We start from the raw sequence: 25829 nt of genomic DNA on the forward strand, positions 1-25829 counted from the left end.
TGAAAAGGAAACGCGAGACATGAAAAGACTGATTGCAGCCGTTGCTCTGCTGGCCGCCGCGCCAGCTTGGGCCGAGGATAAGATGACCGTCCTGCTGGATTGGTTTGTGAACCCCGACCACGGCCCGATTATCGTGGCACAAGAGAATGGCTATTTCGCTGACGAAGGGTTAGAGGTTGAAATCGTGCCGCCCGCGGATCCGTCCGCCCCGCCAAGGTTGGTGGCTGCGGGTCAGGCCGATCTGGCTGTTTCGTATCAACCTCAGCTACACCTGCAGATCCACGAGGGCCTGCCCTTGAAACGCGTGGGCACTCTGGTCGCGACCCCGTTGAACTGTCTGCTGGTGCTTGAAGACGGCCCAATCAAATCGCTGGCGGATCTGAAGGGTAAGAAAATCGGTTTTTCGGTTGCGGGTGTCGAAGAAGCTATCCTGACGACACTGCTGGGTCAGCACGATATCGGCCTGGATGAGATCGAGATGATCAACGTTAACTTCTCGCTGTCGCCATCTCTGATGACTGGTCAGGTGGATGCCGTAATCGGCGCGTTCCGTAACTTTGAACTGAACCAGATGGATATCGAAGGGGTTGCTGGTCGTTGCTTCTATATCGAAGAGGAAGGCATTCCCTCGTATGACGAGCTGATTTACGTCGCCAACCCTAACACAATGGATGTCGATAAGGTTGCTCGTTTTCTGGCCGCGACGGAAAAGGCAACCCAGTACATCGTCAACAACCCCGAAAAAAGCTGGGAAATCTTTGCAGACACATCGCCCGAACTGCAGGATGAGCTGAATGCACTTGCTTGGGTAGACACCCTACCGCGCTTTGCGCTGCGCCCGGCGGGTTTTGACGCCGGCCGTTATGCTCGTTTCGAGCAGTTCCTGAAGGACAGCGGCATGATCGACAGCATCAACCCAGTTAGCGACATCGCAATCGATGTGACCGCGCAATGAGCGCTTACGGAAAAGCCTTCACGCTGATGCGTGATGCTGCTCAAGAATCGTGGCGGGATTACACCCGCCACGCGTTTGTCGAAGGTATGAAAGACGGAACGCTCCCGCGTGAGGCGTTCCTGCACTACTTGCGGCAGGACTATGTGTTCCTGATCCACTTCTCGCGCGCATGGGCGCTTGCAGTGGTTAAATCCGAGACCCACTCGGAAATGTTGACGGCCGTGGCAACAGTGAACGCACTGGTCGCTGAGGAAATGCAGCTTCATATCAGTATCTGCGAAGCAGAAGGCATTTCCGGAGAGGAACTGTTTGCTACAGCAGAGCGTGCAGAGAATCTGGCTTACACAAGGTTTGTGTTAGAGGCTGGCTATAGCGGCGATCTGCTGGACTTGTTGGCGGCCTTGGCGCCCTGCGTGATGGGGTATGGTGAGATTGGTGCGCGGTTGGCGTCTGAGGCGACTTCTGAAACCTATCGCGACTGGATCAATACTTATGCCAGCGATGATTACCAGGGCGCGTGCAAGGCGGTTGGAGAGCTACTGGATCAGGCTCTAACAAGGCGGGTTGGGGTGGAATTCGACACCTCTCCGCGTTGGGATCGCCTGTGCCAAACCTTTCGCACAGCGACCGAGCTGGAAGTCAACTTCTGGCAGATGGGCCTGACCCCATGACTCCAGCGCCTGATCTTACCATTAGCGGTTCGGCCACAATTGAAGGCGCAACTTTGTTCGCACCTTTGACCCTGACCCTTGGGGCTGGGGCGTGGACCTGTCTGCTGGGAGGATCGGGCGTAGGTAAAACCACCGTTTTGCGCCTGATTGCCGGGCTTGAAACCGGCGCTGACTTCGCCGGCCAAATCACGGCGAGTGATGGGCATCCGGTTTCTGAGCGGGTTGCCTATATGGCGCAGGATGATCTTCTGCTGCCGTGGGCGACGGTGGCGCAAAATGTCTCTCTCGGTGCGCGGCTAAGAGGTGAAAAGGTAGATTTTGACCGACGCGACCGTCTGATCGAACGGATGCGCTTACAGGATCATATGACCAAAAAGCCGTCCGAACTGTCTGGGGGGCAGCGTCAGCGGGTGGCCCTTGCCCGGACGTTGATGGAAGATCGCCCTATTGTCCTGTTGGATGAACCGTTCTCAGCGCTCGACGCGCGCACGCGTGCGGATATGCAAGACCTCGCGGCCGAGGCATTGCAAGGCCGAACGGTTCTTTTGGTAACGCACGATCCAGGTGAGGCCGCGCGTTTGGGGCAATCCATCACAGTGATGACGCAGCAGGGTCTGACACCCTGTGACCCGCCACACGCTCCTGCACCGCGTAGTGTGGACGATCTCGAAACTCTTGAAACACAAGGCGCTCTGCTCCGCCTGCTGCGTGAGGGGGCGGTATGAAGTATCTGTCTGCCCTTGCTGCCACCATGTTTGCACTCGCCATCTGGCAGGGCATCGTGTCGCTGACCGGACTTCCAAAATTCATCCTGCCGGGGCCTGCCGTAGTGGCTGAAACCTGGTGGCAGAACCGCTGGCTGATCGCCGAGCACACTTGGGTCACAGCGGTTGAGGTGGTGATTGGACTTGCTTGCGGCACAGTCCTGGGGGTTATCACCGCGCTGCAACTGGCCAACTCTCGCGCGGCCCGCGTTCTGGTGCAGCCGATGCTGGTGTTCACCCAAGCTCTGCCGGTATTTGCCTTGGCGCCGCTGCTGACGTTGTGGCTGGGGTATGGCCTCTGGTCCAAAGTCGCTATGGCCGTGCTGATCATCTATTTCCCGATTACGTCGTCTTTTTTTGATGGGTTGATGAGGACGCCTCCGGGGTACCTGGACTTGGCTCGAACAATGCAGGCAAGCCAGCGCTCTGTACTCTGGCATATCCGTATTCCTGCGGCATTGCCCTCATTGGCCTCGGGGATGCGACTGGCGGCGGTTTATGCCCCGATCGGAGCCGTGATCGGCGAATGGGTAGGGTCTTCGCAAGGGTTGGGATATTTGATGTTGTTGGCCAATGGCAGGGCCAAAACCGACCTGATGTTTGCCGCGATGCTGACGTTGGGCGTGTTCTCGATCCTGCTCCATATGGCGGTTCGACGAGCCACGGCGCGCATGGCGGGTGAGATGCGTTAACCTTTCGGAAACCGATTCTGCGTCAGGGTAAAGCCATGACCCAGGACGCCTTTGCCGAAGCCCCTATGTTGTTTGAGACGGACGAAGCGCCAGCGCAGCCGCTGCCGAGTGGTCGGTTACCCTCCTACATTAAAGATCATCGCAAGCGGCTGCGCGAACGGTTCATGTCTGGGGGCTCGGCGGCTATGCCGGACTATGAACTGCTGGAGTTGGTCCTGTTTCGGTCTATCCCTAGGCAGGATGTAAAACCGTTGGCGCGGGCACTGATGGACACATTTGGTGACTTTAACCGTGTTCTGACCGCACCCGAAGAACGTCTGCGCCAGATCAAAGGTGTGGGTGATACAGTTATCACCGATCTGAAAATCCTTGAGGCCTGTGCCCACAGGATGGCCCGCGCGCGCGTAATGCAGCGGCATGTGATCTCGGGGTGGGATGCCTTGCTGGACTATTGTCATACGACGATGGCGCACCGCGAGACTGAGCAGTTCAGGGTGTTCTATCTGGATCGTAAGAACGTTCTGATCGCTGACGAAGAACAAGCCAAGGGCACTGTGGACCATGTACCGGTTTATCCGCGAGAGGTCGCCAAAAGGGCGCTGGAACTAAATGCTTCGGCCCTGATCCTGGTTCATAATCACCCTTCGGGTGATCCGACACCATCGCAATCGGATATAGACATGACGAACCGCATTCAGGACGCTTGTCTGGCGCTGGGTTTGACGTTGCATGACCACTTGATCATCGGCAAATCAAATGAGCTCAGCTTTCGGGCGGAAGGATACCTTTAGGATCTATTGAATCCAGACCTCGACGCGACGATTGACCTTGCGACCCCAATCAGTGTCATCACAGGCCATCGGCATAGCCTCGCCAAACGCATCAACTTCCAGTTCGACGCTGTCAGGAATGGCAGTTTCGACAGCTGCCAAAACTGCATTACGAACGGTCTTCGCTCTTAGCAGCGCGATCCGGGCATTCGACGATGCGGGGCCGTCTCCGTCGCTAAAGCCAATAAAAACAAGTTTATGCGCTTCTAGTGTACCAGCCTCCAACTGCTGAGCCAGTTGTAGGATGTTCGACCTTGATTGAGCATCTGGGCGGGACGAACCGGCCTCAAAACGGAAAGAAAAGGTAAGGCGCGACATAGGTCGCAATGTCTCGATCATGCGTTGCAGTTCTTCCAGGCCAACTTCAGCCGCACCTGTGGATATTGCGTTCGCCAGCCGATCTCCCTGAAGACCAACGCGCATAGCCTCGGGAGCTTGGTCTACGAATCCGGCCGTTCTGACCGCCATCTGAGCGTCCGCGCTTCGAGTAAAAGCCAGGAACTGTCGGGCAATACGTGGCAGCCGATGATCTGGCAGATAGAGGAACATAGGCGCCGTAAGGGGGTAGTCTTCGGTCTTGATCGACTGACGTGTTGCGGCCAGAGCATGACCGCAACCACCTGCCAAAGGCAGGGTTTGCACGCTGTCTGCCTCGGCCTGACTGGCTATACCGATGGCAAAAGGGTCATCAGCGACAATGCGCACCAGATCGCCACTGTTGCCGTGCCGAACGACCTGCTCCGAGAGGGCCGCGTTGATTGGATTCAGCAACTGATCGTCCAAGACCTGTGAGATGCCCGAGCTGGCATCGGGTAAGTGCAGTGATATTGGCGCGTCTGGGCCGCCAAGATCGGACCAGTTCACAACCTCACCGGAAAATACACGCACCAGATCGGTAGGAGATATTTGTCGCACTGTGTTGTTACTCGCGACGATCGGAACCAAGGCATCCAACGCTATGACCCGAGATCGGTGAGATTGTGTCAAATCACCTAGCCCAACAGTTTCTGCGGCCTCTTGTTCTATGGGGCGAATTTCACGTAGCGCCATGACGATGTCAGTCTGGTCTTCGACCAAATTACTAAAACCCTGTCCGGTATTCGCGGCATCAAAAAGAAAACGCCCCAACGGGGCCTCGCGACCATCCTGGAAAAGCTCATAACCACTGCCGTTGGGGCCAAGGGCTTGCGCTTCTATCGACAATCCCTCGTGCCGGGCGAATTCTGTTAACAGAGTTGGCAGGACTTTATCGGCCATTACCGAAGCGCCTGAAAAGCGAACCTCGGCCACAAAGTCGGTCAAATTGGGGCAGGCTGGGCCGTCGCAGGTCACTCCGGACCCATCGACAGTCAGTTCGCCAAACTTTGTACCGATGCGGTAAAACTCACCGTCGAAGCCCAACAAATCTCCGGTAACTTCGACTTTGCCATCATGGGATGTAAGTGTGATGTCCTGCGCCAACGCGCCGGATACAAAAGGAAAAGAAATAAGTGCAGCCGCCGCCGCACGAAAAAATATCATTGGAAAGTCTAGCCTGCCTGCGGGTTTACTTAGCCGCGATTGTCAGGTCTTGGAGCAGATTATTCAACACCAGAAACTCACCGGTCTTCGAACAATCTGGGAAGGTAAGCGTAAGATCGCGCGAACGTAGGTCACGATCGCCACGCAGTTCCAGCGATTGCACGCTCAGATCACGGCCGCAGTTTTCAGGTGTTATCTCGGCTTCGACCGTTACAGCGATCGAACCTGATTGAGCGGCCTGCGAAGTCGGGAAGGAATAAACCTGAATGTTACGGGCGCTATTCAGGCCATATTGCCCCAAATGCACGACAGTTCCTTCGCCCTGAGACTCGGACCCTGCTGAGACGTGCCCGTCGCCGCCGTAGGTTGCGCCGAACTCCAGAGCGTGGATTTGCAGGTCTGTTTGACCCTGCCACTGCAGCGCGATCCGGTTGAATTGCGCGATGTCGGGGATGTGAGTGGTGGCAACAGTTCCTTGCTTGTCATCAAGCGAGATCAGGAAAATTGCGTATTCCGACAAAGCAGGGATCGTCAGGTCCAGTGCTCCGTTTTCATCTGTGTGTTGTGACACCGTCAAGCCGCTGTGATGAATATCGACTCGCGAATTGCTATGGCACGGAGCCTTAACGATCACACGTGCAGCCGCGCCGGGCACAGAACGGGCCCGTGCACTTAGGCTACAATCGGCGTGGTCAGAGGGGGTTGACCGATTGGGCCGAAGAGTGCGGTGCGTGGGTGCATCAGAAGTAACTGCTTCTACGGATGAGGATGACGAAGTCAGAACAATACCTTCAAGATCCAGCAAGTCTGCGGATTGGTCAGCAGAAGCCACAACTTGAGCTTGCGCCGCATCAGGCTGCGCAGGCGCACCGTTTTGCATCAGGTAGCCGATAGCAAGGGCACAAGCGACTGTACCCCCGGTGGTTACGTAGTTCTTAATTACAAACAAGACACCCTCCCCAGTTGAAGGAGCGAGTCGGATATTGGTCATGAATCACGGCCAATATGTGGCCGTGAAGGGGACTCAATGTGTCTGCCGTTGGGTGACGTTAGGTTAGGCGGCCGTGGCAATGTTTGAATTTTTTGCCGGATCCGCACGGGCAACGATCGTTGCGCGACGGGTTACCCCACGTGCTGGGATCGTCTTCGACAAACCCTGGAAGCGGGTCGCCCGAGGCTTCTGCTTCGGCAACGGCTTCGGCCTTTTCGGTCGCTTGCTCAACGGTCCGCTGAGTCTGCGACTGTTGGGCGGCCATCTGCGCCAGCATTTCCTTTTGCTCTTCTTCGGTCAACGGACGCACGCGCGAAAGTTGCTGTGTCACAGTTTCCCGCAACGAGTCGAGCATGCTCTCAAACAGCTGGAAGCTTTCGTTTTTGTATTCGTTCAGAGGATCGCGCTGGGCATATCCACGGAAACCAACGACCGAACGCAGATGTTCCAACGTCAGCAAGTGTTCGCGCCATTTGCTGTCGATGGTGTTCAGTAGCACCTGCTTTTCGATATTGCGCATGTTTTCGGGGCCAAAGGCGGCGGCCTTCTGCGCCATCATCTCATCTGCGGCATTGACCAGACGCTCGCGCACCTGTTCATCATCGACACCTTCCTCGGCGGCCCAGTCCTGAACCGGAGCGTCGATGGTCAGCTTGTCCTTGATGGCCTCGTGCAGACCATCGGTGTCCCATTGATCGGCATAAGATTTCGGCGGCATATATTCGTCGATCAGGTCATCGATCACCTGTTCGCGCATATCTGACACGATTTCGGACAGGTCATCGGCCGACATGATTTCGCGTCGCTGGCTGAATACAACTTTCCGCTGGTCGTTCATAACGTCGTCGAACTTCAGTACGTTCTTACGCATGTCAAAGTTGCGACCTTCGACCTTGGACTGCGCGCGCTCCAGCGACTTGTTTACCCAGGGGTGGACGATCGCTTCGCCTTCTTTCATGCCCAGCGTGGTCAGAACTTTGTCCAGACGTTCTGAGCCGAAGATGCGCATCAGGTCGTCTTCGAGACTCAGGTAGAAAACAGTTCGGCCCGGGTCGCCCTGACGGCCCGAGCGGCCACGCAGCTGGTTGTCGATGCGGCGGCTTTCGTGGCGTTCAGACGCCATCACGTAAAGTCCGCCGGCTGCCAGAACCTTTTCTTTTTCTTCCGCATGGCGGGCTTCTTCAGCCGCGCGCAGCTCGGCAGGGTCTGCTTCGGGATTTTCGGCCAGCGCTTGCAGAACCTTCATTTCGACGTTGCCGCCCAGCTGAATATCGGTACCGCGGCCGGCCATGTTGGTGGCGATTGTTACAGCGCCCAAACGTCCCGCATCGGCAACAATTTGAGCTTCTTGCTCGTGCTGGCGGGCGTTCAAAACATTATGTGCGATGCCTTCCTTTTGCAGCATCTGGCTCAGAAGCTCGGACTTTTCAATGGACGTGGTGCCCAGAAGGACCGGTTGGCCTTTTTCCTGCGCCTCTTTGGTCTGTTCGATCATCGCGCCGTATTTCTCGGCGGCGGTGCGATAAACCTGATCGTCTTCGTCCAAACGGGCAATTGGCTTGTTGGTTGGAACTTCAACCACGCCCAGACCATAGATTTCAGCGAATTCTTCGGCCTCGGTCAAAGCGGTACCGGTCATGCCGCCAAGTTTGTCATACAGGCGGAAGTAATTCTGGAAGGTAACGCTGGCCAGCGTCACGTTCTCGGGCTGAATCTGCACGCCTTCCTTGGCTTCGATGGCCTGGTGCAGGCCCTCGGACAGACGGCGGCCCGGCATCATACGTCCGGTAAATTCGTCAATAAGAACCACGTTGCCGTCGCGGACAATGTAATCTTTGTCGCGCTGGAACAGCTTGTGTGCACGCAGGCCCTGGTTCACGTGGTGAACGACGGTAGTGCTTTCAGGGTCGTACAGCGAATGGCCTTCGGGGATCAGGCCCGAGGCGATCAGTTGCTGCTCGAGGAATTCGTTTCCTTCGTCGGTGAAGGTCACGTTGCGAGATTTCTCATCCAGCGTGAAATGGTCATCACTGAGCGACGGGATAAGGCCGTCAATCGCGGTATACAGGTCCGAACGGTCTTGCGCCGGGCCAGAGATAATCAGAGGAGTACGCGCCTCATCGATCAAGATCGAGTCGACCTCGTCCACGATCGCGAAGTTGTGGTACTTCTGATAAATCTCAGCCAGATCGGCCTTCATGTTGTCGCGCAGGTAGTCAAAACCTAGCTCGTTGTTGGTGGCATAAGTGATGTCACACGCATAGGCCGCCTTTTTCTCGGCATCGGGTTGCCCCGACCAGATCACGCCGGTTGTCATACCTACGGCGGCAAAAACCTTGCCCATCCATTCCGAGTCACGCTTGGCCAGGTATTCGTTCACCGTGACCACGTGGACGCCTTTGCCGGTCAACGCATTCAGATAAGCCGGGAAGGTAGCGACCAGCGTCTTACCCTCACCCGTTTTCATTTCCGAGATGTTGCCCTGATGCAGGAAGGTGCCGCCCATCAACTGAACGTCAAAGGCACGCAGACCCAGCGCGCGTTTGGCGCCTTCGCGAACGTTGGCGAATGCCTCAGGCAGAAGGGCGTCCAGGCTTTCACCATCCAGCGCACGTTGTCGCAGTTCAGCGGTTTTTTCGATCAGGCCGTCATCGGAAAGTTTCTCGAACTCGGGCTCCAGCGCGTTGATCTTTTCGATCAGGGGGCGGGTCGCCTTGATCTTGCGGTCGTTCGGTGTTCCGAACACCTTTTTGGCGAGCGTTCCGAGTCCCAGCATGTTCACTCCAGCGGATCTGTTCTTGTCTTGGTTGCGACAGGCTTGCCCACCTTGCGCGCAACCCATAGATACGGGGGGTGAAAGGCGGCCCTGTCCAAGGCTTCAAAGCGATGTAAGCGGCAGGTTCCAGAGTGTCAACGCTGCGCCCTGTCGCGGCAAAGAAATAGGATGAATCCATGCCCAAAGGCCTCACTTTTCTGCCATCGCTGGCGCTTGCTGCCGTGATGGCCCTGCCATTGGCCGCCGAAACCAAGCCTGACGCCAGCGCCGTAATTGCACGCGTCAACGGGGATGAGATCACATTGGGTCACGTCATCGCAACCGCAGCAGCTCTGCCCGAGCAATACCAGCAGATCGAAGATGATGTTCTGTATGAACTGATTGTCGACCAGTTGATTCAACAGCAACTGTTGGGCCAGCAACAAGAGGCGCTGAGCAGGCTAAATATGCTGGCTCTGGAAAACGAGTCTCGTTCGCTGCGGGCCGTTCAAACTGTGAACACTCTGCTTGAAGAGAGCCTGACGGATGAGGCGGTTCAGGCAGCCTATGATGCCCAATATGCGGATTTTGAAGGCGCTGATGAATTCAACGCCAGCCATATTCTGGTCGCATCTGAAGAAGAGGCCAAAGAGATCAAGGCGCAGTTGGATGACGGTGCCGATTTTGCTGAACTGGCTAAAGAGAAATCCACCGGTCCTTCTGGTCCAAATGGTGGTGAACTGGGTTGGTTCGGTGCCGGCCAGATGGTGCCGGAGTTCGAGGCAGCTGTGATGAGCCTGGAAAAAGGTCAGGTATCTGAGCCAGTGAAAACTCAATTCGGTTGGCATGTGGTTACCCTGAACGACAAGCGCAAATCCGAAGCACCTGAACTGGATCAAGTGCGTGCCGAACTGACCCAAACCCTTCAGCAAGAGGTTATTCAGGCCCGGATCGACGAGTTGACCCAGCAGGCCGAGATTGATCGACCAACAACCGAAGGCGTCGGCCCAGAAGCTCTGCGTCAGATCGAGCTGATTCAGGAGTAAGCCCCGTGGCAACGATCACCAAGGTTTCCCCGCTGGCCCCAGCGGCCTTTCCCGATCTGCCTGCGATTGACGGTGTGCGCTTTGCCACCGTCGAGGCAGGTGTGCGATACAAAGGGCGCACCGACGTCATGCTGGCGGTTTTGGACCCGGGCACTTCTGTTGCCGGGGTGTTTACCCGATCTGCCACACGTGCGGCTCCGGTTCTGGACTGTCAGGACAAGATCGGTGGTTCCAGCGATGGGCCTGCGGCAATCTTGGTGAACTCGGGCAACGCAAATGCGTTCACGGGTCATTACGGTCAGACTTCAGTGACCGAAGTGACCCAAGCGGTTTCCAAAGCGACCGGTGTTCCGGTCGAGCGTGTCTTTACTTCGTCAACTGGCGTGATTGGTGAGCCACTGCCCCATGATCGCATTGTTTCGCAATTAGAGGCGTTGAAATCAGGCCTCAGCCGTCATGCGGTCGAAGACGCCGCGCGGGCGATTATGACCACGGACACTTTCCCGAAAGGGGCCAGCGCGCAGGTCGAGATTGGTGGCAAAACAGTCTCTATTGCGGGGATAGCAAAGGGTTCCGGCATGATCGCGCCCGATATGGCGACGATGCTGGTGTACATCTTCACTGATGCGCAGGTCGAACAAACGGCCTTGCAGGAGATGCTGGGCGCGCAAACTGATCGGACTTTCAACTGCATTACTGTGGACAGCGATACCTCGACCTCTGACAGCTTGTTGCTGTGCGCGACAGGGGCCTCGGGCGTCGATGCGACCGGCAATGAGGCCTTTGCCGAAGCGTTGGAAGGCGTGATGCTGGATCTCGCGCAGCAAGTGGTGCGTGACGGTGAGGGTGCGACCAAATTCGTAGAAATCCGCGTGACCGGAGCCGCCTCGGATGCGGACGCAAAGGTGCACGGGTTGGCTATCGCGAACTCTCCGCTAGTGAAAACCGCCATTGCCGGCGAAGACCCCAACTGGGGACGTGTGGTTATGGCGATCGGGAAATCCGGAGCCGCAGCCGATCGGGATCTGCTGAGCATTTCGTTCGGTGAGATTCTGGTGGCTGAAAAGGGTTGGGTTAGCCCGAATTACAGTGAGGACGAAGCCGCTGCTTATATGAAGGGTCAGGACCTCGTGATCGCGGTCGATCTGGGGTTGGGCGACGGAAAATCCACCGTTTGGACCTGCGACCTCACCCACGGTTACATTGAGATCAACGCGGATTATCGTTCATGAAGACAGTATTAGTGTCTGCAGTCGCCCTGATCGACATCGAGGGGCGGGTGCTTCTGGCACAGCGACCTGAGGGTAAATCCATGGCCGGTCTGTGGGAGTTCCCCGGCGGCAAGATCGAACCCGGCGAAACCCCCGAGGCCGCGCTGATCCGTGAACTGCATGAGGAGCTGGGTATCGACACCTGGGCTTCATGCCTCGCCCCGCTGACCTTTGCCAGCCACAGCTATGATGATTTCCACCTGCTCATGCCGTTGTTCGCCTGCCGCAAATGGGAGGGCATCCCGCAGTCCAAAGAAGGTCAGGCGCTGAAATGGGTGCGCGCGAATGACCTGCGGAATTATCCGATGCCTGCGGCGGATGTGCCGCTGATCCCGATTTTGCGGGATTGGTTGTAGACGCTTAGCCTCATTGGTCAGACTAGGCGACGGTTGTACATATCTAAACGACCATCGCCGACCAATTTACGGTCTCCAAGCTCTAGGCCCAGCCTAGTTGCTTCAAAGAGTGAGTGTCATTCCAGATCTTGGTCATATGCTTGATCTTGTCGCCGTCGAACTCGATCGCGTAGACATAATCAGCGGCCAGCTTTTTCCCAGTGGCTGGCACGGGCCCATCAACCGAGTGGGTTCCATGGAAAACGGCAAACGCATTCACAATTCCACGCTCGTCATCTGTCGAGAAGGATTTGAGTTCGTAATGACCGTCCGGAATGGGTGTTAAAAGTCCCTTCATCCAGTCCGCGTAGCCTTCGACGGTAGTGACGTCAGCTAGTGCATCGGCTTGCGCTGAAAACGTAGCCCCTTCGTGACAGAATTCTTTGCAGCCGTCCCATCCTTTACCGGTATCGCAGGCCTCTAAAAACTCTCTTCCGATCTCTTGGATTGACATTCGTTCCCCTTTCAAAATCTACCAGACTTTCTAGGCAGTCAGCCGAATTTCAGTTGGCAGGGTACGCCCATACGGGTGTAATTCAAAACGGTTTGCACTTCGTCCCGACATTCCAGGCGGTCGATTTCGAGCGTTGCTAATGCTTACAGTTGCATTGATGTGAATACCTTTCTCTGTAAGGCGAGATACGAAACCCCAAAGATCTCCTTCCACACCTGTTACAATTCGTAAGAATTGAGAAAACATCAGGAAAAAGTTGACGCTGATCTTGCAAGCGTCCCTTAATCGGGGCGTTGGCGTCCGGGGTTGATCCTCGGGTCCGCCGTTTCCGGCCCGGAGGAGGGGTCGGATGGGGAGGAGAGAGAGATTGGCTCAGACGCAGTCAGGCGCCGAGGGCATCACGTCCATTCCGGCGCTGTTGAACCGTAATGCAACGCAGTTCGGGGACGCCCCGGCCTATCGGGAAAAAGAATTCGGGATCTGGCAATGCTGGACCTGGGCCGAGTCGGCAAAAGAAATTCGCGCCATCGCGCTAGGGTTTCTGGAGATCGGTGTCGAGCAGGGCGACCACATCGCTGTGATCGGTCGAAACCGCCCGGCCCATTACTGGTCAATGGTCGCGGCCCAGATGGTGGGCGCTGTACCAGTACCCCTGTATCAGGACTCAGTGGCAGAAGAGATGGCCTATGTGATGGAGCATTGCGGCGCGAAATACGTCGTTTGCGGTGACCAAGAGCAGGTCGACAAAGTCATCGAAATTCAAGAGAACCTGCATCAGGTTAAACACATCCTCTATACCGACAAACGGGGGATGCGGAAATACGACCACAGCCAGATGAACGCGCTCGAGGACATTATGGCCGAGGGTCGCGCGGGCCATGCCCGTTTCGATGCGGAATTGGATAAGCGTATCAATGCAATCGGGTACAACGACACTTGTGTGATGCTTTACACCTCTGGCACCACCGGCAAGCCCAAGGGTGTGGTTCTTTCCAACCGAAACGTAATCGAAAGCGCTAAGAACTCTGCGGCGTTCGACCATCTGAGCCGGAACGAGGATATCCTGTCGTACCTGCCAATGGCATGGGTCGGCGACTTCATCTTTTCCATCGGTCAGGCCTATTGGTGCGGTTTCTGCGTGAACTGCCCTGAAAGCGCTGACACGATGATGACAGACCTGCGCGAGATCGGGCCGACCTACTTCTTCGCTCCTCCGCGGGTGTTTGAGACCCAGTTGACCAATGTGATGATCCGGATGGAGGATGCGGGCAAGCTAAAGCAGCGCATGTTCCACCATTTCATGGCACATGCGAAAAAAGTTGGTGGCCTGTTGCTGGACGGCAAGCCTGTGGGATTTGGGGACCGTCTGAAATACGCGCTGGGCAATCTGCTGGTGTACGGTCCGCTGAAGGATACGCTGGGCTATGGCCGGTTCCGTGTGGGCTACACCGCGGGCGAAGCGATTGGACCAGAGATTTTTGATTTCTATCGGTCTTTGGGCATTAATCTGAAACAGCTTTATGGCCAAACCGAAGCGACCGTGTTCATTACGGTTCAGCCTGATGGCGAGGTGCGTGCCGATACTGTTGGCGTCCCAGCACCAGACGTAGAACTGAAAATCGACGATAATGGCGAGATTCACTATCGCTCACCCGGTGTGTTTGTTGAGTATTTCAAGAACCCCGATTCCACGGCCTCGACCAAGGATGCTGAGGGCTGGGTCGCTACCGGTGATGCAGGGTTTATCGAGGATGACACGGGTCATCTGCGTATCATCGACCGGGCCAAGGACGTAGGTAAAATGGCCGACGGTTCGATGTTTGCTCCGAAGTACGTCGAAAACAAGCTGAAGTTCTATCCGGACATTCTTGAGGTTGTCCTGTTTGGCAACGGCAAGGATCGCTGTGTCGCCTTCATCAATATCGACCTGACTGCGGTTGGTAACTGGGCTGAACGCAACAACGTTGCCTATGCGTCCTATCAGGAACTTGCGGGCCATCCGCGTGTGTTAGAGACGATTAGGTCCCACGTTGAGGAAGTGAATAAATCCGTTGCGGCGGATGAAATGCTGTCGGGTTGTCAGGTTCATCGCTTTGTTGTGTTGCACAAAGAGTTGGACGCGGATGATGGTGAAATGACCCGGACCCGGAAGGTGCGCCGTGGATTTGTCGAGGAGAAGTTCCAGGACATCATCGATGCGCTCTATGACGGATCAACGAGTGTCTCGACTACGACCGAAGTGACCTATGAGGACGGTCGCAAGGGCTCGATCAGTGCAACGTTGGAGGTTGTCGACGCGCCGGTTGTGGCGACGGTTTCACACAAGGTGGCGGCTGAATGATGGTCCGTCGAACGCCGCTCGACCTGCGGTCAACGCCCCGCCCGCCGTCCCGTAATTGCGTAAGTCAGGGAGTGACTGATGCTGGATAGTTCCGAAGGATATGTCACCGAAGACGGCCGCAATATCGGCGGCGTGGTGATGGAGATGAAAAACATCACCCTGCGCTTTGGCGGAGTTGTGGCGATTAAGGATATCTCGTTCGACATTCGCGAGGGTGAGATCCGCGCGATAATCGGGCCAAACGGTGCGGGAAAATCCTCGATGCTGAACGTGATATCAGGTTTCTACATCCCGCAGGAGGGTGAGGTCTGGTTTCACGGGGCCAAACGTCCGCCGATGCGACCCTATGAGGTGGCGCGTCAGGGCATTGCGCGTACCTTCCAGAACATTGCCTTGTTTGAGGGAATGAGCGTTCTGGACAACGTCATGACCGGGCGCCTCAACTATATGAAAACCAACATTTTCCAGCAGGCTTGGTGGAAAGGTAAGGCCGAGGCGGAAGAGGTGCAGAACCGTGAGGCGGTCGAGAAGATCATCGATTTCCTTGAAATTCAGCACATCCGCAAGACGCCGGTCTCACGTTTGCCTTACGGATTAAAAAAGCGTGTTGAGCTGGCCCGAGCTTTGGCGGCGGAACCCAAGCTGCTGCTGCTGGATGAGCCAATGGCAGGCATGAACGTCGAAGAGAAAGAGGACATGAGCCGCTTTATCCTGGATGTGAATGACGAATTCGGGACCACGATTGCCCTGATCGAACACGATATGGGCGTTGTGATGGATCTGAGCGACCGGGTGGTCGTGATGGATTACGGCAAAAAGATCGGTGACGGCACACCGGATGAGGTGCGCAACAACCAAGAGGTCATCGACGCCTATCTGGGGGTGAGCCATGACTGAGCATCTGACAGACATGAGGAGGGGCGCACATGCCTGATCAGCTGATTTTCGCGATGGAGGTCATCCTCAATGGTCTGATGGCCGGGGTGCTATACGCGCTGGTGGCGCTGGGCTTTGTTCTAATCTATAAGGCATCCGGAATTTTCAACTATGCACAAGGGGTTATGGCGCTGTTCGCAGCGATGACACTTGTGGGAATAATGAAAGGGCAGGTGCCGTTCTCGCATCTGATCAACGCGATCTTCGGGACGCATATCCACTATTTCGGGTGGAACGTTCCAGCGCTGTTGGCGATCGCACTGACAATGGCGGTGATGGTTCTTTTGGCATGGGCGGTGCAGCGGTTCGTGATGCGCCACTTGATTGGTCAGGAACCGATCATTCTGTTCATGGCAACGATTGGGTTGGCTTATTTCCTAGAAGGTGTGGCCGACCTGATGTGGGGGTCTGAGATCAAAAAGCTTGATGTGGGTCTTCCGCAGGGTATCAACCTTTGGATCGATGAAACCACATTCAACATTTTTGGCTACGGCTTCTTCATCGACAATCTGGATATTGTTGCGACGGTTATCGCTGCGCTGCTGGTGGCGGCACTGGTCGCATTCAGCCAATACACCAAACAGGGCCGAGCGATGCGCGCGGTTGCTGACGATCACCAAGCCGCGTTGTCTGTTGGAATCTCGCTGAACTTCATCTGGATTATGGTCTGGTCGGTAGCCGGGTTTGTCGCTCTGGTCGCCGGTATCATGTGGGGCACCAAGTCGGGTGTTCAGTTCTCGCTGTCGCTGATCGCGCTCAAGGCACTGCCAGTGCTGATGCTGGGCGGGTTCACATCGATCCCCGGAGCGATCGTAGGCGGGCTGATCATCGGTGTGGGCGAAAAGCTGTTCGAATTCGCAATCGGCCCGTTAGTCGGCGGCGCGACCGAGAACTGGTTCGCCTATGTGCTGGCGCTGATCTTCCTTGTGTTCCGGCCGCAAGGCCTGTTCGGCGAGAAGATCATCGAGAGGGTTTAGGGCATGACCAAACTCATCGCCATCATCAACGTGGTCTCGTGGGCTGGATTCTGGGCCTTTGGGTATATCGCCATCACCTCGGACGATCTGACGGACGGTCAGTTAACTGTCGCGGCGATCCTGGCCTTTGCCGGACTGATCATGGGTGTTCTGGCTTATCTGAAACTGGTGCGTGCCTCAGAAGCGAGCGGATATGCCAAAGGGTCCAACCAACTGGACGCCGAAGCCCGTAATCGGGCGCAGGAAGAATGGGGAAAGTAAGACATGTTTTATCGTGAGGCCGGAGACTTCAAAGTCTCTTACGTTGATGACAGCCAGACCTTCCCGATCAAGTTCGACCGGTATCGGTACTACGTCGTGCTGGCTGTGGCGTTTGGGATCATTCCGTTCATCATCAACGACTATTGGGCGAACGCGCTCTTGCTGCCCTTCCTGATCTACGCAATCGCGGCCATCGGACTGAATATTCTGGTGGGTTACTGTGGACAGGTTTCGCTAGGTACCGGTGGATTCATGGCTGTGGGGGCATACGCCTGTTACAAACTGATGACGTCATTCCCGGATGTCAGCATGTTTATCCATGTGATCCTAGCTGGAGGAATCACAGCCATTGTCGGTGTGCTGTTCGGCCTACCTTCGCTGCGGATCAAGGGGTTTTACCTTGCGGTGGCTACGTTGGCGGCTCAGTTCTTTCTGGTGTGGTTGTTCAATCGGGTGCCGTGGTTCTACAACTATTCGGCTTCTGGTCAGATCAACGCGCCAGAGCGTGATGTCTTTGGCATTATCATCACCGGACCGAACGCTCCGGCATGGGCTACCTATTTGTTCTGTCTGATCTTCCTGGCTATCAGCGCATTGATCGCACGCAACCTGACGCGCGGCACGACAGGGCGCACGTGGATGGCCATCCGCGATATGGATATCGCGGCCGAGATCATTGGGGTGAACCCGCTGAAGGCCAAACTGACTGCTTTTGCCGTCAGCTCTTTCTTTGTCGGTATCGCAGGCGCGTTGTTCTTCGCGGTCTATCTAGGCGCAGTTGAAGTGGGTGAAGTCTTTGGCATCCAAAAATCGTTCCTGGTGCTGTTCATGATCATTATCGGCGGACTTGGATCGATCTTCGGATCCTTTGCCGGGGCGGCCTTCCTTGTGCTGCTTCCGGTGGTTCTGAAGGTCGTCGGCGCTGACATGCTGGGATGGCCCACCGATATCGTTGCGCACCTGCAGCTGGTGATCGTGGGTGCACTGATCATCCTGTTCCTGGTTCTCGAACCACATGGGCTGGCGCAGCTGTGGCGCGTCGCCAAGGAAAAACTCAGACTCTGGCCGTTCCCGCACTAGGGGCAGGCCCAATCAGATAACGGGTGCAAAGCCCGATCCCAACATCGGATTAACCAAGGGAGGAGACACCCGATGAAAAAGACACTGACGACTCTGGCGCTGAGCGCCCTGATGGCTGCAGGTCCGGCGATGGCCGATCTTGTGATCCCGGATCTCAGCTATCGCACCGGACCTTACGCGGCCGGCGGCATTCCGTTCTCGGACGGGTATAACGACTATTTCACCCTTCTGAACGAACGTGACGGTGGCATCGGTGGTGTTCCGATCCGGGTCGTCGAGTGCGAAACCGGCTACAACACGGAAAAAGGTGTGGAGTGCTACGAGTCCACCAAGGGTGAAGGCGCGCTGGTGTATCAACCGCTGTCGACCGGCATCACCTACCAGCTGATCCCCAAAGTGACCGCAGACAACATCCCGCTGCACACCATGGGTTATGGTCGGACGTCGGCCAAGAACGGCGACGTGTTCAGCCACACCTTCAACTATCCTGCCAACTATTGGGACGGCGCCTCGGGCGCGATCAACTATCTTCTTGAAGAAAACGGCGGCGACCTGAGCGGCAAGAAAGTTGCGCTGGTTTACCACAACTCGGCCTATGGTAAGGAACCAATCCGCACGCTGGAAGAGCTGTCCAAGAAGCACGGCTTTGAACTGGTGGCCCTGCCGGTCGATCACCCGGGTCAGGAGCAGAAGTCGCAGTGGCTGCAAATCCGCCGTGACCGTCCCGACTATGTCCTGATGTGGGGCTGGGGCGTGATGAACCAGGTGGCGGTGCAGGAAGCTGCAAACATCCGCTTCCCGATGGAGAACTTCATCGGCATCTGGTGGTCCGGCTCTGAGAACGATGTGCTGCCCGCGGGTGAGGCCGCGAATGGCTACAAGGCGTTGACCTTCCACAACGTGGGCACCGATTTCCCGATCTTCGATGACATGCAGAAGTACGTTGTCGACGCAGGTAAGGCTGCGGGTGCTGGCGATCAGGTTGGTACAGTTCTCTACAACCGTGGTCTCTATGCTGCCGTTCTGGCCGCCGAAGCCATCAAGACAGCGCAAGAGCTTTCGGGCAATGCCGACATCACTCCGGCCGAAATGCGCGATGGCATGGAAGCTCTGGAGATGACAGAGGCGAAGATGGCCGAGCTGGGTCTGCCGAACTTTGGTCCAACCTTCGCGGTTTCGTGTGACAACCACGGCGGTGACGCACTTGTCGGTGTGACCCAGTGGGACGCGGCGAACAAGACATGGTCGCTGATCTCGGAATTCAAACCGACCGATGGTGAAGTGATCGGCGCGCTGATCGACGAAGACTCCGCAGCTTACGCTTCGGAAAACAACATCGACGCGCGCTGCAACTAAGCGCTTTTGAAACACCGGGGCGGCGGCAGACCGCCGCCCTGACACCAACACTCGCACGAGGACACGCGCAGATGCTGGATGCGGCTCAAACCACCGACGTACAGGCGGAAACCCTGCTTGAGGTCAACAATATCGAGGTGATCTACAACCACGTGATCCTCGTCCTGAAAGGCGTCAGCCTGACCGTGCCCAAAGGCGGTATTACCGCTCTGCTCGGCGGTAACGGGGCAGGTAAGACGACCACGCTCAAGGCTGTGTCGAACCTGCTGCATTCCGAACGGGGCGAGGTCACCAAGGGTTCGATCAAGTATCGCGGGTCGAATGTCCATGAAAGCGATCCGGCTGATCTGGTGGAAAAGGGCGTCATCCAGGTAATGGAAGGCCGCCACTGTTTCGAACACCTGACAGTCGAAGAAAACCTGCTGACTGGCGCTTATACCCGTAAGGATGGCAAAGCGGCGATCCAACAGGATCTTGAGCTGGTTTATACGTATTTCCCCCGCCTGAAAGAGCGTCGCCGGTCACAGGCTGGCTACACTTCGGGTGGTGAGCAACAGATGGTGGCGATGGGCCGGGCCCTGATGTCGCGGCCCGAGACGATCCTGCTGGACGAACCTTCGATGGGTCTTGCGCCGCAGTTGGTCGAAGAGATTTTTGGCATCGTGAAAGATCTGAACGAGAAAGAGGGCGTTTCTTTCCTCTTGGCTGAGCAGAACACCAACGTTGCTCTTCGGTTTGCCCATTACGGTTACATTTTGGAATCCGGACGTGTGGTGATGGACGGTCCCGCCGCCGAACTGCGCGAAAATCCGGACGTGAAAGAATTCTACCTCGGCATGTCCGATGAAGGGCGTAAGAGTTTCCGCGACGTGCGCTCGTACCGCCGCCGCAAGAGATGGCTGTAAGCGGATGGAGGATTTAAGCATGGTACAATTCTACGATACGCTCGAAACCCGTTCGGCCGATCAGCGCGCCGCTGATCAGGCGCAGGCGCTGCGTGTTCAGCTTGATCGGGCTAAATCCGCTCCGGGGTTCGCTGCGCATCTGGCAGATGCTGATCTCTCTTCAATCAAGACGCTTGAAGATCTGCCGAAACTCCCTGTCTTGCGTAAGTCTGATTTGGCTGCTGCACAGTCATCTCGACCTCCGTTCGGTGGTTTTACGGTCAAGCCAGCCCGGCATTTCCATCATGTGTTTCAATCACCGGGTCCGATTTATGAACCCGGCAGCACCGATCATGACTGGTGGCGCATGGGGCGGTTCCTTCACGCAGCAGGCGTAGGACCGGGCGATATCGTACAGAATTGCTTTGGTTACCATCTGACCCCGGCTGGAATGATCTTTGAAAGCGGAGCACGCGCCGTTGGTGCCGCCGTCCTGCCAGCTGGCACTGGCCAGACCGAACTGCAGGTTACCGCTGCACGAGACATTGGTTGCACGTCCTATGCAGGGACGCCGGATTACCTGAAAGTCATTCTGGATAAAGCCGATGAGATGGGGGTCGAACTCAACTTCACAACGGCAGTTGTGGGTGGGGGCGCGCTGTTCCCCTCTCTGCGTCAGGAATATGCGGATCGGGGCATTTCGTGCCTGCAATGCTATGCGACTGCCGATCTAGGCAATATCGCTTATGAAAGTCCCGCGATGGAAGGGATGATCATTGATGAGCACGTGATCATTGAAATCGTCACGCCCGGCACAGGGACACCGGTTGCTCCGGGTGAGGTTGGCGAAGTTGTGGTGACCACGTTTAATCCAGATTATCCGCTGATCCGGTTTGCGACGGGCGATCTATCGGCCGTCATGCCGGGTGAATCCCCCTGTGGACGTACCAATATGCGGATCAAGGGTTGGATGGGTCGGGCTGATCAGACCACCAAGATCAAGGGCATGTTCGTGCGCCCCGAACAGGTGGCCGCTTTGGTCGACAAGCATGATGAGATCGTCAAGGCTCGTGTCATAGCCGCCCGTCAAGGAGAGATGGATACTATGACCGTCCAGATCGAAAGCCCCCGTGACGATGACGTGACCTATGCAAAGTCGGTAATCGAGGTGCTGAAATTGAAAGGCGCGATTGAAGTTGTTGCACCGGGATCGCTGCCAAAGGATGGCTTGGTGATCGAGGATCAGCGGGTCTACGAATGATCCCACTATAGGTCTGCGGCAGTATGTGTCGCAGATTTGTAAGCTCGCCCACTGGTGTTTCTTAGCATTTTGGTCGATTAAAGGCGGACTCTGCGCCCTTTCAAGCCAAATACCGGAAACATGGCCGAAATCGAATACTCAGAACACGGAACACGTAATCGGGGTGTGTTTGGCACCCGGTTGGTGGCTGTGGTGGCCTGTCTGGTGGCGTCGGCCTGCCTGCTGCCGATGGTCGCTGTTGTTCTGGCAGCAGTAACTGGCGGCACGGACACTATTTCGCACCTGCTGGACACGGTGCTGCCCCGCTATGCTCTGACGACGGTGATTTTGGTAGTACTAGTGGCCATTGGGACATTTTCCATCGGTGTGGGTGCTGCTTGGCTGGTGACAATGACCCGTTTTCCCGGCGTGCGCTTCCTTGAGATTGCACTGGTCCTGCCGCTTGCCTTTCCGGCCTATGTGTTGGCCTATGCTTATACTTTCATTCTGGATCATCCCGGCATCGTTCAAGCCACCTTGCGCGATGTGACGGGCTGGGGGCCGCGCGACTATTGGTTCCCCGAGATCCGCTCGACCGAGGGTGCTGCGGTAATGCTGATCCTCGTCCTGTATCCGTATGTCTATTTGCTGGCGCGCGCTGCCTTCTTACAGCAAAGCGCCACAGCCTTTCTGGCCGCCCGTGCATTGGGCAAAAGTCCGTGGCTGGCCTTTTGGCATGTTTCTTTGCCAATGGCGCGCCCTGCCATCGCGGGTGGTGTTCTACTGGCCATTATGGAAACCATCGCCGATTTCGGCACGGTGGCCTATTTTGGCGTTCAGACCTTTGCCACTGGTATTTACACCAGCTGGTTCTCGATCGGAGACCGCGCCGCTGCTGCGCAACTTGCCCTTTGCCTGCTGTGTTTCGCGCTGGTTATGGCGATGGCCGAGCGTATTCAGCGCGGCAAGGCGAAATACTATCAGGCAGGCAAAAGCCATGCCTCTTTGCCTTCAGCACAACTGAAGGGCTGGCAGTCCGTGATGGCTTTTACGCTATGCGCCATACCGGTGTTTTTAGGGTTTTTGCTGCCAGTTTTCATCCTGGTCCAAATGGGCCTCGAGTCTGAGCAGAACCTCTTTTCACGACGCTATATTGGGTTCATCCAGAACTCTTTGACACTGGCGGGTACGGCTGCTGTCGTTACAGTCTTTGCCGCCATTTGTGTTGGGTTTTTTCAGCGCCTGCGCCCGGGTCGGGTTTCGGCGACAGCAGGGTATTTAGCCCGGCTGGGTTATGCCGTGCCGGGTGGGGTTATCGCCGTTGGCCTGATTGTGCCTTTTGCCAGCTTTGACAATGCGTTGGATGCATGGATGCAGCAGACTTTCGACATCTCGACAGGGCTTTTGGTCACTGGGTCCATCTGGTTGCTGGTCGCGGCATACATGGTGCGCTTTCTGGCAGCTGCGCTCAGCGCTTATGAAGGCGGTCAAAGCACAGTCCACGCCAATATGGACGCCGCAGCACGGTCGTTGGGTCAGACACCGCTTGGGACATTGCGTCGAGTGCACTTGCCGATCCTCACACCTTCTCTTTTGACGGCACTGTTGATCGTCTTTGTCGACGTGATGAAAGAACTGCCCGCCACCCTGATAATGCGTCCGTTCAACTTTGACACGTTGGCAGTTCAGGCCTACCGGCTTGCCTCGGATGAGCGGTTAGAGGGTGCTGCAGTGCCCTCGCTGGTCATCCTGGCCGTAGGGTTGCTGCCCGTGATCTTGATTTGTCGCCAGGTCGGACGACGCTGAGACGCGTCAGGCGAAAATACCACACCTTTTCGTGCTCGGGCTTGATTCAAACGCATTTTCCGGCAAGGCTGAAAGTATGAACATGCAGCCTCCCAGCCGGTTTTCTGCAAACTCGGCCCAGATGCCCGTCGCGTTTAACCGGCACGAGATGTCCCATATCCTGTCCGTTTATGGCCGGATGGTCGCCGCCGGAGAATGGCGCGATTATGGTATTTCAAACCTTCGGGATATGGCGGTGTTTTCCATCTTTAGACGCACGGCTGAGCATCCGATCTACCGGGTCGAAAAACACCCCCGCTTGCGGCAAAAGCAGGGGATGTATTCGGTTGTGGGTATGGACGGGCGCATCCTGAAACGCGGCCACGATCTGCGTACCGTCTTGCGCGTATTAGAGCGCAAGCTAATCCGATCGGTAGACTTGGATTAGAGCCTTTTATGCGATGTGATTGGCCCGTCGCCTTGTTCCAAAATGCGCGCTATTGCTTGGTCCATCGGCTCAAACGTAACATCCATATGATAGGCGTTGGCGTGTAACAGCATGTTTTCGCCGTAGACCCAGGCGACATGTCCTTTCCAAAATAGCAGATCTCCGTGTTTCGGTTCAGTCCCTTCCGCTAAGGTTTCGCCCAGCTCGCGTTCCTGACCACTGCTGTCGCCCGGGCACGGGATGCCGCAAGCCAAAAGCCCTGCCTGCACCAGGCCCGAGCAATCCAGTCCAAAACGGCTATTGCCGCCCCAGAGGTACGGTGTGCCCAGAAACATTTCGGCCACTGCGACCGGATCGGTTAATCGGGTGGCTTTGAGTTTAGCGTGTACCGTTGGAATGAAACCCAGCTCCGTTTCCAAGAACCTGCCCTGTTCTGACAGAACTTGCACCCTGCTGCCGAAGCTTAGCGAGATTTGATCAGGGCTTTTCATATCCGGTTCAGCGTATGCGTGGGTCGCTGGGGCTGTGATCCAGTGCGTATCCGGCACCGGGTCGTCTAGTTGGTCCGATGCGATCCATCCGGTGTACCCGTCCTTTTCCGCGGCAACCTTGCTCCAGCCATTCTGCGTTTCCGTTACCAAAACCGTATCGCCGAACAAAAGTTGCCGGTCTCGCGGCCCATCAGGGCGGCGCAACAGGTTGACCACGGGGATTATGACGCGCTGTTTGGTCATAGGTCTAAAATCTCAGGTAGGGCGGACAGCAGGGCGCGTGGACCTTGACCAAGCCCACCTTTACTACGCCCCGGCGCCTTGCCGGGCTGCCAGGAATAGATGTCAAAGTGCATGTAGCGACGTTCGCCAACAAATCGGCGCAGAAACAAAGCTGCAGTAATCGATCCCGCAAACCCACCTGATGGTGCGTTGTCCAAGTCAGCGATCCCCGGTTCGATCATTGCTTCGTAAGGTTCGTGGAAAGGCATCCTCCAGACGGGATCAGCAGCCCGCTTACCTGCCGCTGCCAGCGCGTCGGCTGCTTTGTCATCATCGGTGTAAAACGGCGCAAGATCGGGGCCAACGGCCACACGCGCTGCGCCGGTTAGTGTCGCCATTGAGATCACAAGATCAGGTTCACCCTCATCTGCCAGCGTCAGAGCATCGGCCAGGACTAACCGCCCTTCTGCATCGGTATTGTTGATCTCAACTGTCAGACCCTTGCGAGAGGTCAGGATGTCGCCGGGCCGAAACGCGTTGCCGGCGACCGAGTTTTCGACCGCAGGTATCAGTACCCGCAGCTGAACAGGCAGCTTCAGGGCCATTATCATCTGGGCCAAACCCAGCACATTGGCGGCCCCGCCCATGTCCTTTTTCATCAAGGACATCGAGTTGCCCGGCTTTAGGTTTAAACCGCCGGTGTCAAAGCACACGCCCTTGCCCACAAGGGTCAGCTTGGGGCCTGAACTGCCCCAGTTCATCTCAATCAGGCGCGGCTGTTGCGCGGCGGCGCGTCCCACGGCATGGATCAAGGGAAAGTTCTGATCCAAAAGTTCTTCGCCTTGGATCACACTGCAGGATGCACCGAATTCCTTTGCCAGCGCTTCAGCTGCCTTTTGCAACTGGTTCGGACCCATATCTGAGGCCGGGGTATTAACCAAATCACGAGTTAGGCGTTCTGCATTGGCCAAAACTTCCATACGGGCAGCGTCGATTCCTTCTGGCGCAACCAGACGCGCTTTGGCACCGGATTGAGACGCATAGCGGTCAAATCCATAGCCGGTCAGAAGCCATCCAAGGCATTCAGTTTCGAGGGAGTCTGCCGGAAGCCCAGTTGCGATATGATACACACCCTCTGGCAGGGCTTGGGCCGCGCTGGCCAGCGGGAACCTTTTGCGCGCCCGAACTGCATCGCTGCCATAACCAGCCAACGCATTGTTTGGTGTGCCCTCAGCCCCTGGAATTAGCAGAACCTGCCCCAAAGCCCCTGTAAATCCATTGGCCTGAACCCAAGAGGCAACCTGATCGGACTGGCTGCTCAGCCAGTCATCCAGATCAGATTGCGCAATTACATGCAGTGGCACAGAAGAGTCGGACGGGGACGCGAAAGACAGGGTCATGGACATCTCAGAAGTTTCGATTTGCGCCCAGCCTATCTGCCCACGGCCTGTCTGCAAGCCCCG

Annotated in this window: 24 protein-coding genes; 18 read left to right on the plus strand and 6 right to left on the minus strand. The window is 56.4% G+C overall.

Going from position 1 to position 25829, the window contains the following annotated elements:
- Nucleotides 1-19 precede the first annotated feature (19 nt).
- From ACR0EO_RS11370 to radC, 5 genes are read left to right on the plus strand one after another with little or no spacing between them, the layout of a single operon-like run.
- Nucleotides 20-955 (plus strand): ABC transporter substrate-binding protein, encoded by a 936-nt coding sequence (locus tag ACR0EO_RS11370; protein ID WP_480689946.1) that lies wholly within the window; start codon nucleotides 20-22, stop codon nucleotides 953-955.
- Nucleotides 952-1626: a thiaminase II gene (tenA, locus tag ACR0EO_RS11375; RefSeq protein ID WP_480689948.1), complete on the plus strand. Its 675-nt coding sequence runs from the start codon at nucleotides 952-954 to the stop codon at nucleotides 1624-1626. Before ACR0EO_RS11370 ends, tenA begins: the two co-directional genes overlap by 4 nt.
- On the plus strand, nucleotides 1623-2351 hold the full coding sequence (locus tag ACR0EO_RS11380; protein WP_480689950.1) for an ABC transporter ATP-binding protein: 729 nt from the start codon (nucleotides 1623-1625) through the stop codon (nucleotides 2349-2351). Before tenA ends, ACR0EO_RS11380 begins: the two co-directional genes overlap by 4 nt.
- Nucleotides 2348-3082, plus strand: a complete 735-nt coding sequence (locus tag ACR0EO_RS11385) for an ABC transporter permease (RefSeq protein ID WP_480689952.1) — start codon at nucleotides 2348-2350, stop codon at nucleotides 3080-3082. The genes ACR0EO_RS11380 and ACR0EO_RS11385 overlap by 4 nt, the downstream gene beginning before the upstream one ends.
- A 35-nt stretch (nucleotides 3083-3117) precedes the next feature.
- Nucleotides 3118-3873 carry a RadC family protein gene (radC, locus tag ACR0EO_RS11390; RefSeq protein WP_480689954.1) on the plus strand — a complete coding sequence of 252 codons (756 nt, stop codon included), beginning with the start codon at nucleotides 3118-3120 and terminating at the stop codon, nucleotides 3871-3873.
- Nucleotides 3874-3876: 3 nt separating this feature from the next.
- On the opposite strand, the gene ACR0EO_RS11395 is transcribed toward radC, so the two are convergent.
- From ACR0EO_RS11395 to secA, 3 genes are all read right to left on the minus strand, one after another.
- Nucleotides 3877-5433: a phosphate ABC transporter substrate-binding/OmpA family protein gene (locus ACR0EO_RS11395; RefSeq protein WP_480689956.1), complete on the minus strand. Its 1557-nt coding sequence runs from the start codon at nucleotides 5431-5433 to the stop codon at nucleotides 3877-3879.
- A gap of 25 nt (nucleotides 5434-5458) precedes the next feature.
- Entirely contained in the window at nucleotides 5459-6382 is a 924-nt protein-coding gene (locus ACR0EO_RS11400) for a hypothetical protein (protein WP_480689958.1), read from the minus strand.
- A 100-nt stretch (nucleotides 6383-6482) separates the two neighbouring features.
- A complete protein-coding gene (secA, locus tag ACR0EO_RS11405; protein WP_480689959.1) occupies nucleotides 6483-9200 on the minus strand; it encodes a preprotein translocase subunit SecA in 2718 nt (905 codons plus the stop codon).
- Nucleotides 9201-9376: 176 nt separating this feature from the next.
- Between secA and ACR0EO_RS11410 the strand changes: the two genes are divergently transcribed.
- The 3 genes from ACR0EO_RS11410 to mutT are packed head-to-tail and all read left to right on the plus strand — an operon-like array spanning nucleotide 9377 to nucleotide 11852.
- A complete protein-coding gene (locus ACR0EO_RS11410) occupies nucleotides 9377-10225 on the plus strand; it encodes a peptidylprolyl isomerase (RefSeq protein WP_480689961.1) in 849 nt (282 codons plus the stop codon).
- Between the two features lie 5 nt (nucleotides 10226-10230).
- The gene (argJ, locus tag ACR0EO_RS11415; protein ID WP_480689963.1) at nucleotides 10231-11457 is read left to right on the plus strand and encodes a bifunctional glutamate N-acetyltransferase/amino-acid acetyltransferase ArgJ; all 1227 of its coding nucleotides are present in this window, start codon (nucleotides 10231-10233) and stop codon (nucleotides 11455-11457) included.
- A complete protein-coding gene (mutT, locus tag ACR0EO_RS11420; RefSeq protein WP_170334201.1) occupies nucleotides 11454-11852 on the plus strand; it encodes an 8-oxo-dGTP diphosphatase MutT in 399 nt (132 codons plus the stop codon). The genes argJ and mutT overlap by 4 nt, the downstream gene beginning before the upstream one ends.
- Nucleotides 11853-11934: 82 nt before the next feature.
- Here mutT and ACR0EO_RS11425 read toward each other — a convergent pair whose 3' ends face one another.
- The gene (locus ACR0EO_RS11425) at nucleotides 11935-12345 is read right to left on the minus strand and encodes a nuclear transport factor 2 family protein (protein WP_480689965.1); all 411 of its coding nucleotides are present in this window, start codon (nucleotides 12343-12345) and stop codon (nucleotides 11935-11937) included.
- A 349-nt stretch (nucleotides 12346-12694) separates the two neighbouring features.
- Between ACR0EO_RS11425 and ACR0EO_RS11430 the strand changes: the two genes are divergently transcribed.
- From ACR0EO_RS11430 to ACR0EO_RS11475, 10 genes are all read left to right on the plus strand, one after another.
- Nucleotides 12695-14686: an AMP-binding protein gene (locus ACR0EO_RS11430; RefSeq protein ID WP_480689967.1), complete on the plus strand. Its 1992-nt coding sequence runs from the start codon at nucleotides 12695-12697 to the stop codon at nucleotides 14684-14686.
- A gap of 78 nt (nucleotides 14687-14764) precedes the next feature.
- A complete protein-coding gene (locus tag ACR0EO_RS11435; protein WP_480689969.1) occupies nucleotides 14765-15583 on the plus strand; it encodes an ABC transporter ATP-binding protein in 819 nt (272 codons plus the stop codon).
- A 29-nt stretch (nucleotides 15584-15612) separates the two neighbouring features.
- On the plus strand, nucleotides 15613-16599 hold the full coding sequence (locus tag ACR0EO_RS11440) for a branched-chain amino acid ABC transporter permease (protein WP_480689970.1): 987 nt from the start codon (nucleotides 15613-15615) through the stop codon (nucleotides 16597-16599).
- A gap of 3 nt (nucleotides 16600-16602) precedes the next feature.
- Nucleotides 16603-16860 carry a hypothetical protein gene (locus tag ACR0EO_RS11445; RefSeq protein ID WP_480689971.1) on the plus strand — a complete coding sequence of 86 codons (258 nt, stop codon included), beginning with the start codon at nucleotides 16603-16605 and terminating at the stop codon, nucleotides 16858-16860.
- A 3-nt stretch (nucleotides 16861-16863) separates the two neighbouring features.
- The gene (locus tag ACR0EO_RS11450) at nucleotides 16864-17940 is read left to right on the plus strand and encodes a branched-chain amino acid ABC transporter permease (RefSeq protein ID WP_480689972.1); all 1077 of its coding nucleotides are present in this window, start codon (nucleotides 16864-16866) and stop codon (nucleotides 17938-17940) included.
- Between the two features lie 72 nt (nucleotides 17941-18012).
- Nucleotides 18013-19296, plus strand: a complete 1284-nt coding sequence (locus ACR0EO_RS11455) for an ABC transporter substrate-binding protein (RefSeq protein ID WP_480689974.1) — start codon at nucleotides 18013-18015, stop codon at nucleotides 19294-19296.
- 71 nt (nucleotides 19297-19367) lie between these two features.
- Entirely contained in the window at nucleotides 19368-20201 is an 834-nt protein-coding gene (locus ACR0EO_RS11460) for an ABC transporter ATP-binding protein (RefSeq protein WP_480689976.1), read from the plus strand.
- 19 nt (nucleotides 20202-20220) lie between these two features.
- Nucleotides 20221-21441 (plus strand): phenylacetate--CoA ligase family protein, encoded by a 1221-nt coding sequence (locus ACR0EO_RS11465; protein ID WP_480689978.1) that lies wholly within the window; start codon nucleotides 20221-20223, stop codon nucleotides 21439-21441.
- 120 nt (nucleotides 21442-21561) lie between these two features.
- Nucleotides 21562-23226: an ABC transporter permease gene (locus tag ACR0EO_RS11470; RefSeq protein ID WP_480689980.1), complete on the plus strand. Its 1665-nt coding sequence runs from the start codon at nucleotides 21562-21564 to the stop codon at nucleotides 23224-23226.
- Nucleotides 23227-23302: 76 nt separating this feature from the next.
- Nucleotides 23303-23653, plus strand: coding sequence for a DUF2794 domain-containing protein (locus ACR0EO_RS11475; protein ID WP_171123908.1), 351 nt, complete (start codon nucleotides 23303-23305; stop codon nucleotides 23651-23653).
- On the opposite strand, the gene ACR0EO_RS11480 is transcribed toward ACR0EO_RS11475, so the two are convergent.
- Both ACR0EO_RS11480 and ACR0EO_RS11485 read right to left on the minus strand, forming a co-directional pair.
- Complete coding sequence (locus ACR0EO_RS11480) at nucleotides 23650-24387, minus strand: C40 family peptidase (RefSeq protein WP_480689982.1); 738 nt, start codon at nucleotides 24385-24387, stop codon at nucleotides 23650-23652. The two genes, ACR0EO_RS11475 and ACR0EO_RS11480, sit on opposite strands and share 4 nt — an antisense overlap.
- Nucleotides 24384-25766 carry a leucyl aminopeptidase family protein gene (locus tag ACR0EO_RS11485; RefSeq protein WP_480689983.1) on the minus strand — a complete coding sequence of 461 codons (1383 nt, stop codon included), beginning with the start codon at nucleotides 25764-25766 and terminating at the stop codon, nucleotides 24384-24386. The genes ACR0EO_RS11480 and ACR0EO_RS11485 overlap by 4 nt, the downstream gene beginning before the upstream one ends.
- Nucleotides 25767-25829: the final 63 nt, after the last annotated feature.

It is taken from the genome of Ruegeria sp. BE9 (assembly GCF_056538765.1).